The sequence below is a fragment of the Eubacterium pyruvativorans genome (assembly GCF_900102225.1).
In the GTDB taxonomy this organism is placed as follows: domain Bacteria; phylum Bacillota; class Clostridia; order Peptostreptococcales; family Anaerovoracaceae; genus Aminicella; species Aminicella pyruvativorans.
The window spans coordinates 1-14,962 of record NZ_FNBF01000011.1; the positions used below are offsets into that span (position 1 = coordinate 1).

General features: G+C 55.2%; 11 protein-coding genes and 1 riboswitch. Of the genes, 3 read left to right on the forward strand and 8 right to left on the reverse strand.

The window, feature by feature from the left end:
- Positions 1 to 129: 129 nt before the first annotated feature.
- From BLQ24_RS05230 to murC, 7 genes are all read right to left on the reverse strand, one after another.
- A complete protein-coding gene (locus BLQ24_RS05230) occupies positions 130 to 1,761 on the reverse strand; it encodes a putative polysaccharide biosynthesis protein (protein ID WP_090163410.1) in 1,632 nt (543 codons plus the stop codon).
- Positions 1,762 to 1,774: 13 nt separating this feature from the next.
- Positions 1,775 to 3,064 (reverse strand): amidohydrolase family protein, encoded by a 1,290-nt coding sequence (locus BLQ24_RS05235; protein ID WP_090163412.1) that lies wholly within the window; start codon positions 3,062 to 3,064, stop codon positions 1,775 to 1,777.
- Complete coding sequence (mfd, locus tag BLQ24_RS05240; protein WP_090163414.1) at positions 3,064 to 6,504, reverse strand: transcription-repair coupling factor; 3,441 nt, start codon at positions 6,502 to 6,504, stop codon at positions 3,064 to 3,066. The genes BLQ24_RS05235 and mfd overlap by 1 nt, the downstream gene beginning before the upstream one ends.
- Positions 6,497 to 7,147: an aminoacyl-tRNA hydrolase gene (gene pth, locus BLQ24_RS05245; protein ID WP_090163415.1), complete on the reverse strand. Its 651-nt coding sequence runs from the start codon at positions 7,145 to 7,147 to the stop codon at positions 6,497 to 6,499. The genes mfd and pth overlap by 8 nt, the downstream gene beginning before the upstream one ends.
- 84 nt (positions 7,148 to 7,231) lie before the next feature.
- A complete protein-coding gene (locus tag BLQ24_RS05250; protein ID WP_090163418.1) occupies positions 7,232 to 8,182 on the reverse strand; it encodes a ribose-phosphate diphosphokinase in 951 nt (316 codons plus the stop codon).
- 20 nt (positions 8,183 to 8,202) lie between these two features.
- Entirely contained in the window at positions 8,203 to 8,898 is a 696-nt protein-coding gene (locus tag BLQ24_RS05255; protein ID WP_090163420.1) for a DapH/DapD/GlmU-related protein, read from the reverse strand.
- An 18-nt stretch (positions 8,899 to 8,916) separates the two neighbouring features.
- On the reverse strand, positions 8,917 to 10,296 hold the full coding sequence (gene murC, locus BLQ24_RS05260) for a UDP-N-acetylmuramate--L-alanine ligase (RefSeq protein WP_090163422.1): 1,380 nt from the start codon (positions 10,294 to 10,296) through the stop codon (positions 8,917 to 8,919).
- A 440-nt stretch (positions 10,297 to 10,736) separates the two neighbouring features.
- Between murC and spoVG the strand changes: the two genes are divergently transcribed.
- Positions 10,737 to 11,021, forward strand: a complete 285-nt coding sequence (spoVG, locus tag BLQ24_RS05265) for a septation regulator SpoVG (RefSeq protein WP_090163424.1) — start codon at positions 10,737 to 10,739, stop codon at positions 11,019 to 11,021.
- Positions 11,022 to 11,148: 127 nt separating this feature from the next.
- Here spoVG and pyk read toward each other — a convergent pair whose 3' ends face one another.
- Complete coding sequence (gene pyk, locus BLQ24_RS05270) at positions 11,149 to 12,567, reverse strand: pyruvate kinase (RefSeq protein WP_090163426.1); 1,419 nt, start codon at positions 12,565 to 12,567, stop codon at positions 11,149 to 11,151.
- 312 nt (positions 12,568 to 12,879) lie between these two features.
- Positions 12,880 to 13,071: riboswitch (Lysine riboswitch) on the forward strand.
- 162 nt (positions 13,072 to 13,233) lie between these two features.
- Here pyk and dapA point away from each other — a divergent pair.
- Both dapA and dapB read left to right on the forward strand, forming a co-directional pair.
- A complete protein-coding gene (gene dapA / locus BLQ24_RS05275) occupies positions 13,234 to 14,127 on the forward strand; it encodes a 4-hydroxy-tetrahydrodipicolinate synthase (protein WP_090163428.1) in 894 nt (297 codons plus the stop codon).
- Positions 14,127 to 14,861, forward strand: a complete 735-nt coding sequence (dapB, locus tag BLQ24_RS05280) for a 4-hydroxy-tetrahydrodipicolinate reductase (RefSeq protein ID WP_173328072.1) — start codon at positions 14,127 to 14,129, stop codon at positions 14,859 to 14,861. The genes dapA and dapB overlap by 1 nt, the downstream gene beginning before the upstream one ends.
- The last annotated feature ends 101 nt before the right edge of the window (positions 14,862 to 14,962 follow it).

A 14,962-nucleotide genomic window follows, 5' to 3' on the forward strand; every position in this document is an offset into this window, starting at 1 on the left:
CGGCTCCATTACGAGCGCTTACTCATTTCCGACCGCCGGCTTTTCCACGACCGCCGGCTCCATTACGAGCGCTTACTCTTTTCCGAGCGCCGGCTCTTTCCCGAGCGTTTCCTCTTTCCCGAGCGCACGCTACCGCACGAACTTCCGGGCAATCGCCGCCAGCCGGTGTCCCATCGGGAAGGTTTCCAGCTCGTCCACCGTGATGGCTTTTACGGCGAAGATCAGAACTGCATAGATCACCACGCCCGCCAGAATCGAGATCAGGCATCCCAGGGCGTTGACCGCCATCGGGCTGTGCCCGGACAGCGGGCCGGTCACAAACCGGTAAATGTAGTGAACACAGACGCCCATGACCAGGGACACCAGTCCCGGACGAAGGTAGGTCAGATCCATATTCACCTTTGCGTGGGTGTACTTTTTCACATCCCGGGCGTTCAGTGCCATGGCGATGATGTAGGCCACGATGGTGCCCAGGCAGGCGCCCTTCACGTTCAGTGCCGGCACCGCCACCAGGAAGTAGGTAGCGAACATTTTCCCGATACATCCGATGGCCAGATTCCGGACCGGCAGCATCTGTTTTCCCACGGACTGCAGGATGCTGGTGGAAGTCTGCATGATGGACAGGAAGACGATGCTGACCGCCATGACGGACAGAATCGGCGCCGCATCGTGGCAGGCCTTCGGCTGGGCGAAATACAGCAGTTTCAGGATCGGTTCCGCAATGGCGATGATCCCTACAGCACACGGGAACGCAATGACCATGGTGGTCCGGTATCCCTGACTGATTGTATCCTGAATTCCCTGCTGATCCTTCACCTTGAACCGGCCGGACAGCGCCGGCACCAGGCTCACCGTCACCGCCTGGGTGATGATGTACGGGAAGGAGATGATGGAACTGCAGAAGGCCGTCAGAAGGCCGTACAGATACTCCGACTGAACCCGGGTCCATCCTTCATTCTGAAGGACCCGCATGATCATCGTTGTATCGATCAGATTCATGATGGGCATGATCTCACTGCCGATGATGATCGGCACCGCAATAATGAAGATATCCTTTGCGATCCGCCCCATGGAGTCCGTATCCGGGTTCCCCCGTTCGATTTTCTTCATGAAGGTCTTCCGGTTCAGCAGGTAGATCCCCACAATCACCAGAAGTCCGGCAATGGATCCGGCGGAAGCGCCGAAAGTGGCGCCGGCAGAGGCCTTCACCGGATCGGTGCGGTAGAACATGTAGGCCAGGGCAATGCCGACCACGACCCGCACCATCTGCTCCGCAATTTCACTGAGCGCTGTGGGCGTCATGTTTTGTCTGCCGTTGAAGTACCCCCGGTAAGAAGAGAACAGAGGGACAAAAAACAACGCCGGAGCGATCGCCCGAAGCGCAGAAGCCGCTTCCGGACTCCGGATGGCGTGGGCAATCATGTCCGCTCCGAAGAAACAGATCGCAAACGACAGGGAGCCGATGATCAGCATGATGATTTCTGCCGTCCGGAAGACGTGGTGTGCATACCGGTATTCCTTCACCGCAATATGTTCGGATACCATGCGGGAAATCGCAATGGGGATGCCCGCCGTGGACAGCACCAACAGTGCAGAGTAAATCGAATACGCCACACCGTAGTAGGACATGCCCTGGGGGCCGATCCAGTTGTTCAGCGGGATCTGCAGCAGCGCCCCCAGCACCTTGATGACCAGACCCGAGACCGCCAGGATTGCGGCCCCTTTGATAAATTTATTTTCTTTGCTCTTCGGTTCTCCCATAAATACTCCTCTATCAGAGCCGGGCCAGAATATTCGCCTTGGCCTTCTCTGTCTCAAAGATGGTTTTGTCGACGTCTATTGTAGCATACTCCCCATCTCTGTAAAGAATTTTCCCGTCCACCATGGTCATGGCGATATCTCCGCCGTCTGCAGAGAAAACGATGTTGGTCAGCAGGTCATGGACCGGGTACATATTGACAGTATCGGTGCGCAGCATGATCAGGTCCGCCCGGAAGCCCTCTTTCAGCAGGCCGCAGTCCGTTCTGCCCTGGGCCAGCGCACCGCCCCGGGTTCCGGCCCGGAGCACATCCCGGGGCATCATGACCGTCGGATCATTGGCCCGTACCTTCGCCACCATGGCCAGGGTCTTCATTTCTTCAATAAAGTTCAGGGAATTGTTGCTGGTGACGCTGTCGGTCCCCACGGCGAGATTGATCCCGCGGGCAAGGACGGAGGCGGTGTCACAGATGCCGCTGGCCAGCTTCAGGTTGCTGCACGGATTCGTGGCCACCGTGACGCCCTTCTCCCGGAGAATGTCATAGTCTTCTCCTTCGATCCAGACACAGTGGGCAGCGATGGAAGGCACGTCGAAAATCCCGCAGCTGTTCAGATACTGCACCGGTGTCATGCCGTTGTGGCGCTGCTTGCATTCCTCGTGCTCCGTCTTCGTTTCCGAGACATGTACATGCATCCTGACGCCGGCCTCCTTCGTCCATTCGGCCAGAGACCGGGCCGTCGCTTCATCCGAAGTATATTCCGCATGAAGGGAGGATTCCATGATGATCCGGCCCTCCGCTGCGCCGTTCCAGTCCCGGACTGCGGCCTTCAGTTCCCGGGCTGATTCCATCCGGTCGAACGGCGTGCCGTCAAAATTGGTGAGCGAACGGGAAATGTTATTTTTTGCCCCGCTGTCCGCTACCGCCCGGGCCATATCCTCCACGAAATAATACATGTCGGAGGTGGACACGATGCCGAACCGGAGCGACTCCGCCATGCAGAGCATGGTGCCCCAGTACACCGCATTGCCGTCCAGCTTCGCCTCAAACGGGAAGATCCGGTCATTCAGCCATTCCTGCAGTTTCAGACCTTCTCCATAACCCCGCATCAGCGCCATGGGAGAATGAGCGTGGGCGTTGTAGAAGCCGGGCATCAGCAGACGGCCGGCGCCGGAAATCACTTCCCCGTAATTCTTCCGGGGCATGGATTTCCCCACATAGTCGATTTTCTTTCCTTCCACACCCACATACATGTCATTCTGTATTTCAAAATTTTCGTCCAGAATGGTGATTCCACTGAATAACATTACTGTTCCTTCCTTTCCTGTTCCGCCGTCACTTCTTCCTTCACAATCGTCAGCAGGCGGATAGAGTCCTCCAGCTTGGATTTCTTCCGGGACGGGATCCGGATGAAGGGTTTCACCCCTCCGTGCACGAAGGCTCTGCCCTGAAATTCTTCATTGACCCGGACGATACCGAAGGCAGTCAGCGGATTTTTTTCTTCAAATGCAAAAATCACGTTCCGATCCTGCTCATAAATCCTCTTCACCGAGAGATCTTCCGCCAGCCCCCGTATCCGGGCGATCTTCACCAGGTTCATGGTTTCCTGCGGCACATCTCCGAAGCGATCCACCAGTTCATCAAACATAGCGTCCTCGTCCTCCGGCGTGCGCACCCGGGCAATTTTCTTGTATACTTCGATCTTCATGGCCTCATCCTCGATATACCACCCTGGAATATTGGCCGACGCCGCCAGTTCCACCGAACACTCTTCCGGCGCCTCATTCACCTGCTTGCCCTGGCGCTTCTGCACCGCCTCGTTCACCAGCTTACAGTACAGCTCATAACCGATATTCATCATGTGACCGCTTTGCTCGCTGCCCAGCAGGTTGCCGGCGCCCCGGATCTGCAGATCCCGCATGGCCACCTTGAATCCGGAGCCGAACTCCGTGAATTCCCGGATGGCCCGAAGGCGCTTCTCCGCCACTTCCGTCAGCACCTTCTCCCGCTGATACATGAGGTACGCATAAGCCATGCGGGTGGAACGTCCCACTCTGCCGCGGATCTGATAAAGCTGGGAAAGTCCGTACCGGTCCGCATCCAGCACGATCAGCGTATTCGCATTCGGCACGTCGATGCCGGATTCGATGATGGTGGTGGCCACCAGCACATCATACTCATGCCGGTCAAAACGCAGCATCACATCCTCCAGTGTCTGCTCACTCATACGCCCGTGCCCCACCACAACCCGGGCATCCGGCACCAGATTCTGAATCCGCTCTGCGATCTTGTGAATTCCCTGCACCCGGTTATAGACCACGAATACCTGACCGCCCCGGTCCGTTTCCCGGATAATAGCCTCCCGGATCACACCGTCATCCTGCTCCATAACGTAAGTCTGCACCGGGTAGCGGTCTTCCGGCGGCTCCTCAATGACGCTCATATCCCGGATCCCGGTGAGCGACATGTTCAATGTCCGGGGGATCGGCGTAGCCGTCAGCGTCAGCACATCCACATTGCTCTTCAGCTTTTTGATCTTTTCCTTGTGAGCCACCCCGAAGCGCTGCTCCTCGTCTACCACCAGAAGTCCCAGATCCTTGAATTTCACATCGGAGGACAAAAGGCGATGGGTGCCCACGATCAGATCAATCTTCCCCTCTTCCAGATCCTTCAGGATCTGTTTCTGCTCCGCCGCCGAGCGGAACCGGGAGAGCATCTCCACCTTCATCGGAAAGTTCTCGAAACGGCTCGTGAAGGTGTAATAATGCTGGTTCGCCAGCAGCGTGGTAGGCACCAGAACCGCCGCCTGCTTTCCTTCCTGCAGGCACTTGAACACGGCCCGGGCCGCCACTTCTGTTTTCCCGAATCCCACGTCGCCGCACAGGAGCCGGTCCATGGGCCGGGGCTGTTCCATATCCGCCTTGATTTCTTCAATGCAGCGAAGCTGATCATCGGTTTCCACATAGGGGAAACTGTCCTCGAATTCTTTCTGCCAGACGGTATCCGGACCGAAGGCATACCCCTTCGCCATCTGACGCTGGGCATACAGATCAATGAGTTCATCGGCCATCTCCGCAATGGCGGCCCGGGCCTTCGCCTTCGCCGTCTTCCATTCGGAACCGGCCAGCTTGTTCATCTTCGGGGTTTTCCCCTCGGAACCGATGTACTTCTGGACGATATCGAACTGTTCCACCGGCACGTAGAGCAGATCACTGCCCGCATACTGAAGCTTCAGGTAATCCTTCTTCTCCCCCTGAACATCCAGCTGTTCGATTCCCAGGAACTTTCCGATGCCGTGGTTCTCGTGGACGACATAATCCCCGACGTTCAGATCAGTGAAGCTGTCCAGCTGTTCGCCCTGACTGCGTTTTTTGTGTCTCCGGCGTTTCTGTTTCTGCACACCGAAAATGTCCCGATCGCTGATAAAGGCTATTTTTTGTTCCGGGAAATCCATCCCCGCACTGAGTGAACCCTCCCGGAGCGTCACTTTCCCGGCCATGCCGATCCGGTCCAGGAATTCCCGGAGGTTCGCCAGCCGTTCTTTCGTGCTGCATACGATGGTCACATGGTAATGACGTTTCCCGTAGCCCCGGAGTTCCTCCTCCAGCATGTCCATTTTTCCGCCGAAGCTGACCATCTGCCGGCTGTTGAAGTCGTGCACCGCCGTATACCGGGGTACCCCCTTCACCTGCTTCGGGAACGGTGTGATGATCCAGACCGGTTCATGGGAATACGCTTTCACCAGGTCTTCCCGGCCTGTGAGGAGAGCGCTGTCCTTCGGAATAATCCGGCCCTGCTCCAGCATGATCTCGAAGTCTTCTTTCTGCTCCTTCTCCCGGGCATCCAGAAATTCGTAGATCCGGTCCGGATCGTCGATGAACAGCAGTCCCTCCTTCATGTAATCCCAGAGATACTCTGTGTCCTTATAGAAGTAATGAAGATAATTCTCCAGCAGCTGCACATTGGCAGCGTGGTCAATGTAATCCGTCAGCATATCCCGGCGTTTTTTCAGATTCTCTGCCGCCGCTTCATACTGAGGCCCCTGCTTCTCCAGTTTTTCGGCCTGGCGGGTGTAGCTTCTGCGAACACTCTGGGATGCTTCCCGAAAGATCCCTTCGTCGGCAATCATCTGCTGGGCCGGGGAAATGATGATCTCGCTGCGCTTATCCTGCGACCGCTGGGTATCGATGTCGAAGGAACGGATGGAGTCCACTTCCGTGTCAAAGAATTCCACACGGAACGGATTCTCGGAGTCCGGCGGATATATGTCCAGAATACCGCCGCGCAGACTGAACTCTCCGGGTCCCTCTACCATGGCCCGACGCTCGTATCCCAGTTCCACCAGCTGTTCCTTCAGTTTTTCCGGATCCCGGTCTTCTCCGTACCGAATCGATATTTCCTTCGACTCGAACAGACGATGGGGCATGACCTTCTTCACTGCCGCAGAGGCCGGCGCCACCACGATGCATTCCGGATCACTGCGCAGAGCTTTCAGTGCCGCCAGACGCCGGACCAGCAGGTCGTGATTCCTGGCTTCATAATCCAGAAACATCTGGTCTTCATTCGGCATCACCCGCACATCCCGGCCCGTGAAGAAGGAAAGATCATCGGCCAGGCTCCTGGCCCGTTTCTCCGTTGCCGTAATAATCAGCGCCTGGCCCCCTTCATTGGCGATAACCTCTGAAATCATCAGTGCGGAACGGCTCTCGGCCACACCGGAAATGCCGGTAATCCCATGTTTACTCATGCGTTTCTTCTTCCTTCCCTGCCGTATCCGAAGTGTCCGGCTTCGGCGGCCGGTCCGCCTTCTTCCGCGGTTTCTTCTGCTTCTTCGTGTTGTACTTCGTCATGGCGGACTCCACGTCCTCCCGAATGATGCATTCCGCCGCCTGCACGGCTTTCGTAACAGCATCCTCCAGCACCGGTACCTCTTCCTTCGTGAATCCTCCCACAACGAACCGGATCAGATCCTCCTTCTTCTGACTGCCGCCGGTGCCGATGCGAATCCTGGGAAAACGGTCGGACTTCAGCTGATAAACAACAGAGCGCATGCCGTTATGGGTGCCGGCACTGCCGGATTTCCGGATACGGAGATGGCCTTCCGGGATGTCGAAATCATCGTAGATCACAATCAGCCGCTCCGGATCCAGCTTATAGAAGTCCATGATTTCCCGAACGGCGTCACCGCTCAGATTCATATAGGTCTGGGGCTTCACCAGGATCACTTTCTCGGTGCCGATCCGGCCTTCACCGATCAGAGATTTGAATTTCAGCCGGTCCACCCGGACCCCCAGCGCTTCCGCCAGCTGATCGATGGCTATGAAGCCCAGATTATGGCGGGTATTCTCGTATTTCTTCCCGGGATTTCCCAGGCCCACAACAATGTACATGGATCCCAACTCCTTCTCGCTATTTAAAAGTAAATACGGCCCCAGCTGCCAGGCAGCCGGGGCAGGTACTCTGCAGTATTTCGATTATTCGAAGATCTTGGAGACTTCGCCGTTCGTGAACACACGGGAAATCGCTTCTGCGAAGAGCGGCGCAACGGACAGAGTTGTGATCTTGTCCAGTTTCTTCTCTTCCGGCAGTGCGATGGTGTTCAGCAGAACCAGTTCCTCGATGGCGGAGTCCTGGATCCGCTGAATCGCCGGACCGGACAGAACCGCATGGGTCGCACCGGCATAAACCGCTTTCGCACCCATTTCCTTGATTGCATTCGCCGCATTGGTGATGGTTCCCGCCGTGTCGATCATATCATCGATGATGATACAGTTCTTGTCCTTGATATCGCCGATGATATTCATGATCTCGGATTTGTTCGGCTCCGGACGGCGCTTGTCCACAATGGCGATCGGGCAGTTGAAATATTCCGCCAGGGTTCTCGCTCTCGTCACACTGCCGTGATCCGGAGAAACGACGCAGACATTTTCCATGTTCTTATCCTTGAAATACTTCGCCACAATCGGCTGACCGACCAGGTGATCCACCGGGATGTCGAAATAACCCTGAATCTGGTTTGCATGGAGATCCATTGTCAGCACACGATCGGCACCGGCCGCCTGCAGGAGGTTTGCGACCAGTTTCGCCGAGATTGGATCTCTCGCCTTCGCCTTCCGGTCCTGACGGGCATAGCCGTAGTACGGAATGACAGCATTGATTCTGCCTGCGGAAGCACGCTTCATCGCATCAATCATGATCAGGAGTTCCATCAGGTTGTCATTGACCGGATCATTCGTGGACTGAATGATATACACGTCCCGGCCTCTGACGGTTTCCCAGATGCTTACGGAGATTTCACCGTCACTGAATTTCGTTACCGTCGCCTTCCCCAGCGGCTTTCCCAACTGCTGGGCGATAGCCTCCGCCAGCGCCGGATGGGAATTTCCCGCGAAAATCTTAAAATCTGAGTAAGAGCAGTTCTTCATTTCATTACCTCCTGATGATGCTACTTCTTCCTGTAAAGTCCCTTTTTTGCAGCCCAACCCTCGATATTGGTCTGCCGTGCCCTGGCGATCCCCAGGGCGTCTTCCGGCACATCTTCGGTCACGGTGCTGCCTGCGGCGATATAGGCGCCGTCTCCCACATGAACCGGTGAAACCAGGTTCGTGTTGCATCCGATAAAAGCGCCGTCTCCCACAGTTGTGCGATATTTATTCGTTCCGTCATAGTTGACGAACACAATACCACATCCGAGATTGACATCTCTTCCCACATCGGAATCCCCGATGTAAGTCAGGTGGGCGGACTTGGATCCGTCACCGAATGTGGAATTCTTCACTTCTACGAAATCGCCGATCTTGCAGTTCTCGCCGATCTTCGAACCCGGTCTGATATATGCGAACGGGCCCACTTTCGTTCCCGCACCCACAGAACTTTCCAGAATCACCGAGCTCTGTATGTCCACGTTTTCGCCGATCTTCGCATCCCGAAGGCGGGAATTCTGGCCGATTACAGCGCCGGCACCAATTTCCGTCTCGCCTTCCAGCGTCACACAGGAGCCGATCCGTGCCCCCGGCTGTATCGTGACACTCTCATCGATATACACGGTATGAATGTCCTGAAACAACACACCGTTCTCCAGATGACGGATGGCCACAGCCAGACGCGCCTGTTCCTGCTTCTGATATTCTTCATATGTCATAAAAGTCCGATTTCCCTTCTACTTCTCATCCTGCATCAGAAGATCACCGACCTTATACACGTCTCCTGCGCCCATGGTGATCACCAGATCCCCCTTCTCCGCATGTTCCTTCACGTAAGCGGCGATACTGTCGAAATCCTTCATATAGCGGACATTCATATCCGGATGTTCCCCGTGAATGGCATCCGCCAGCTTCTTCGAATCGATGTTATAGATGTCCTTCTCTCTGGCAGCGTAGATATCCGTCAGGATCAGATGATCAGTCAGCCCGAATGCATCGGCGAACTGATCGAAAAGAGCCAGTGTCCGCGTATAGGTATGAGGCTGGAAAATGCACCAGATATCATGGTGCGGCAGCTTGTCCGCAGCGTTCAGCGTCGCTCTGATCTCCGTCGGATGATGCGCATAGTCGTCGATCAGCCGGGCACCCCGGCCGAAATAACCTTTCACATCGAACCGTCTCTGGATGCCGGTGTACTTCTCCAGAGTAGCGATAATGACATCCGGACCGATGCCCATCTCATAGGCACAGGCGAAAGCGGCCGTCGCATTCAGGATATTATGTTCTCCCGGAATACGGAGGATCACTTCCCCCAGATCCTGTCCGTCATGTATCACATGGAAACGGGGGATTCCCTCCACGAACCGGACGCCGGACACCGAGTAGTCGGAATTACTGTTATAGCCGAACAGAATGACATTCTTCCGGCCCTTCACCACCTCGCTGACAAAAGGATTCGCATCGTAGGCAATGATCTTCCCGGTTTCCGGCACATAACCGGCAAACCGGTCGAAAGACTTCACAATTGCGTCGATGTCCTTGAAATAATCCAGGTGATCCGAATCAATATTCATGATAATTTCAATGTTCGGATGCAGCTGCAGGAAACTGTCCCGGTACTCGCAGGCCTCCGTGATGAAGGTGTCGCCATGACCCACCTGCACATTGCCGCCGATTTCTGCCAGTTCTCCGCCTACCAGAATGGTCGGGTCCTTCCCGGCGTTATTCAGAATCAGCGAGAGCATGGACGTGGTGGTGGTCTTCCCATGGGTGCCGCTGACGGCAATACTCTTCGGATATTCACACATCAGCGTTCCCAGCAGCTGTGCCCGGGATGCCATCGGAATGCCCAGTTCCTTCGCCCGGACAATCTCCGGATTCTCCTCTGCGATAGCTGCCGAGTAGACCAGAAGATCTGCGCCTTCAACATTCTCCGCCCTGTGTCCGATGTAGATCTTCGCACCCAGGGTTGCAAGATGGTCTGTGATCATGGATTCCTTCATATCAGAACCGGTCACATTGTATCCTCTGGACAGCAGGATCTCCGCAATGGCAGAGAGACCGATACCGCCGATACCGATACAATGAATATTCCTGTGTTTGGTTAAATCGATCATTGTGATACAACCTCCGGTTTCATACTGTTTCTCCGTGCGCCGCCGCCCAAATGGTCAGCGTTCCACACGTCCCAACATTATAGCATACATTCAACATGAGATGTGGTTCTAACCATGATACAAAAATAAATAATTCCCGATTATTTCACCGGATCCGGATATTCCAAGCACATTCTAATTGCACTTTTCAAAGTACATGATTTTTATTTCCTGGCAGAACTTGACCCAAAAATTACTCTTCTTTTCCCGTCAAAAGGTTGCAATCTCTACATATTCCACAACTGGGTAGATTTCTAATTGAAAAAATCGTGATGACGAAGCGGCAGAGTTGTCCAAATAATCGTATTGCATGGTCCCGAAATCGTGGATATAATACCTTATTGAGTAGAGTATGTTGAAATATCAGTCTGTAAGAAGAATCATGCGAATGGGGTGGTGAAATGAAAATTACAGATGTCAGAATCCACAAGATCAACTCTGACAGCAAGATGAAGGCGGTTGCCTCCGTCACGTTTGATGATGAGTTCGTCGTGCATGACATTAAGATTATTTCAGGGCAGAACGGCATGTTCATCGCAATGCCGAGCCGGAAAATGGGTGACGGAGATTTCCGGGATATTGCACATCCGCTCACGTCTGAAGTCAGAAACCGGATGAAAGAAGCGATTTTTGCGGAGTATGATACCGTGCTCGCCGAATCGGAAACCAGCGGTTCGGATCAGTAGCGGAAGATAACCGATTGAAAAGAGCTGCAAAAGGACGGGGCCATGCGGCCTGCCCTTCTGCAGCTCTTTTTTCATTCTCCGATCCGGGGAACAGCCCGCCCGCAGCGGAGGAAGCTGCCCTCCCGGGTCAGGCCTGAATGATCCGGATCATATTCGTGTCGCCGCTCTTTCCCAGCGGGATGCCCGCCGTGACCACCAGCATGGCACCCTCGTGAATGATTCCCCGATCAATGGCGACCTCCGCCACGTGACGGATCAGCTCCAGCAGCCGGTCCTTCTGCAGGGACAGAAGCGGCTCGATGCCCCACTCCAGCGCCATCTGATGATACGCCTTCTGATTCGGCGTCGCACCGATGATCTGCACATCCGGACGGAATTTCGCCGTTCTTCTGGCAGTGAATCCGGACATGGTGACAGCGACGATCGCCTGGGCCTGGGTATCATCTGCCAGGGTGCAGGCTGCGTGCGCCACCGCATTGGTGGTATCTTTCACATCCATCTCATGCCACTGGGGCGTTCTGGATTTCATCTGGATCAGATCCCGGTCCGCCTGGGCGGCGATCCTTGCCATCGCCCGCACCGCCTCCACCGGATATTTCCCCGCCGCCGTCTCACCGGACAGCATGACGGCAGAGGTCCCGTCAAATACCGCATTCGCCACGTCCGTGGTTTCCGCTCTGGTGGGCCGGGGATTCTCAATCATGGATTCCAGCATCTGGGTCGCTGTGATGACCAGCTTCCCGGACTGTTCGCACCGCTTGATGAACCGCTTCTGAATGCCCGGAAGCTGTTCATAAGAAAGTTCCACCCCCATGTCTCCCCGGGCGATCATGATACCGTCCGATTCCTTCAATATTTCCTCGAAGTTCTCCACACCCTGCGTACTTTCAATTTTTGACAGAATGCGAATATCCTTTCCGCCGTTAATATCCAGAAAATGTCTCATCTCCCGCACATCCTCTGCCGTGCGGGTGAAGGAAGCAGCAACATAATCCACACCATTTTCAATGCCGAAAAGCAGATCCGCCTTGTCCTTCTCTGACATAAATGGAAGACTGATACTCACATTCGGTACGTTAATGCCTTTGTGATTGCTGACCGCACCCCCGTGGATCACTTCACAGATCACATCCGTGTCCGTCACTTCCCGTACATCCAGACTGATCTTTCCGTCGTCGATCAGCACGCGGTTGTGGGGAGAAAGATCCTTGGCAAATCCGTCGAATGTGACGCTGACCCGGTTTTCGTCCCCCATAACTTCCCGGGTGGTCAGGGTGAACGGCTGGCCGTCCCGGAGCATCACCTTCCCGTCCTTGAAATCCTTCACCCGGATCTCCGGGCCCTTGGTATCCAGCAGCACCGCAGCAGGGACACCCAGTTCGTCCCGCACCTTCCGGAACCGGGCGATATTCCGCTCATGCTGCGCATAATCTCCGTGAGAGAAGTTGAACCGGCCGGTATTCATCCCCGCCCGGAACAGTTCCCGCATGACTTCTTCACTGTCCGATGCCGGCCCGATGGTACATATAATTTTCGTCTTCCGCATAGATTCACCTGCTGCTTTCTCTATTCCTGATCACCGGAAGCTGCTCCCTTCCGGCGCTTTCCATTGAATTTAACATACCCGCAAGGCGGAATGCAACACGAGTATTATATCGCAAAAAACGGCCGGCCGCCCGCCCACTTTTTTCCGGCCGGCCATTCCGGCCGTTTTCCCGGCACAGGACCGGTTCGCTCGGGATTTTTTTGCCGAAATCAACAAAATCAACCGTGGAATTCTGTTATGTTTCTCCAAAAGTTCGCACTTCAGCCTTGACTCCCGGAGCAAAATACTCTATGATGTGTGCATAAACAATCAAATTGAGATAGAGGATGCGTCTTATGATGAGTAACGCTGCCGATGTGATACGGAACAGGCAGCGCGGAAGGCATGGACGCCGAAGACGGGCAGAACCGTGTGGCTGCCTTGTCTGGGCGGACGGACTAAGAGTCGTCCGACTGTCGCACTTCATTTCGTAGAGAGAGATGACTGCGGAGCGCTATCCTGGATATGAACCGATTACCACCGCCTGCGGGGGCTTTGTCTTGCGCCGGAATGCAGGGGAACTGGATCATTATCGAGGAGCAGCGGCCGCGAAGCCGCTGCTTTTTTCATTCGTATCGTCTCAATGGAAGTATGATCATTTTTATCAGGCCTCAGGAGGTAATATCGATGAAGAACACTGTTTTCAGAGGAATCGCCACAGCTATGATTACTCCGTTCACGCCGGACGGCAGTGCCGTCAACTTCGAACAGTACGGCAGACTGATCGACCGGCAGCTCGATGCCGGCATCAATGCCCTGGTCATCGCAGCCACAACCGGTGAGGGACCTACCCTCACGGACCGGGAACACAAGGATGTCATTTCCTTCGCCGTAGACCGGGTTGCCGGAAGAGTTCCGGTCATCGCCGGCACCGGCAGCAACGACACTGCATACGGTATTCAGCTCACCAAGTATGCCTGTGACGCCGGCGTCGATGCCTGCCTGGTGGTCACCCCGTACTATAACAAGGCTACCCAGGACGGCCTGATCCGCATGTACACAGAATATGCGGATGCCAGTACGAAGCCGATCATCATTTATAATGTACCTTCCCGCACCGGCGTGAATGTGGCACCGGACACCTATGCGGCACTGTCCAAGCATCCGAATATCGCTGCCACGAAGGAAGCGAACGGTGATATTGGAAAGATCGTGGAACTGGCTGCGAAAGCCGGGGACAATCTGGATATCTATTCCGGCAACGACGATCAGATCGTTCCGATTCTGTCCATGGGCGGCATCGGCTGTATCTCCACCATGGCGAATGTCATCCCGGAGATGAGCGTGGCGATCACGGACAAGTGGTTCTCCGGTGACATCGAAGGCGCCTGCGCACTGCAGAAGAAGGTTCTTCCGCTGATCCGCGGACTGTTCTGTGAAGTGAACCCGATTCCGGTGAAGGCGGCATGTGCACGGCTCGGACTCTGCGACAACGTTCTCCGTTCGCCGATGTATCCGATGCAGCCGGATACCTACGAAAAGCTGGCCGCTGCAATGGACGAACTGGGGGTAGAGGCATAATGGCACTGAAAGTAATGATTCACGGCGCATCCGGGCACATCGGTCAGATCCTGCTGGACCGGATCAGCCACACAGACGATTTCGAACTGGCCGCTGCAGTGGCCCATCACGCAGAGGAGGACATCCTGTCCAGTCTTTCCGACTATCAGGGCCCGGCAGATGTGCTGATTGATTTCTCTAACCATGCGGCAACCCGGGATATCATGGAATATTGCACTTTCCGCAAGATCCCGGCGGTCATTGCCACCACAGGACAGACCGAGGAGGAGCTGGCGCTGATTGCGGAAGCGTCAAAAACGATTCCGGTATTCCGGTCGGCCAACATGTCTGTGGGTATCGCACTGCTGCAGAAACTGGTGAAGGAAGCTGCGAAGGTCTTCCCGGATGCCGATGTGGAAATCCTGGAAGCACACCACAACCGGAAGCTGGATGCCCCGAGCGGCACCGCCCTCATGCTGGCGGATGCTGTGAAGGAAGTACGAAGCGATGCGGAATACGTGGAAGGAAGAAGCGGTCACCATGCGCGGCAGCCACAGGAAATCGGCATCAGTGCACTGCGGATGGGCAATGTGGTCGGTGAACATGAAGTATTCCTGAACACCGGCACACAGATGATCACCCTCCGCCACTCCGCCTTCGACCGGGCTCTGTTCGCAGACGGCGCACTGGAAGCTGCGAAATTTCTCGCCGGAAAACCGGCCGGGCTCTATAATATGCAGGACATGATCGGCTGAGGCGGATCCTGCCTGCCACTTTAACAGGCATCATCAAAACGACACAATCTATATGCTGCGGAACGGATGACTCAGGTTGTATGCTTCTGTCATCCGTTTCT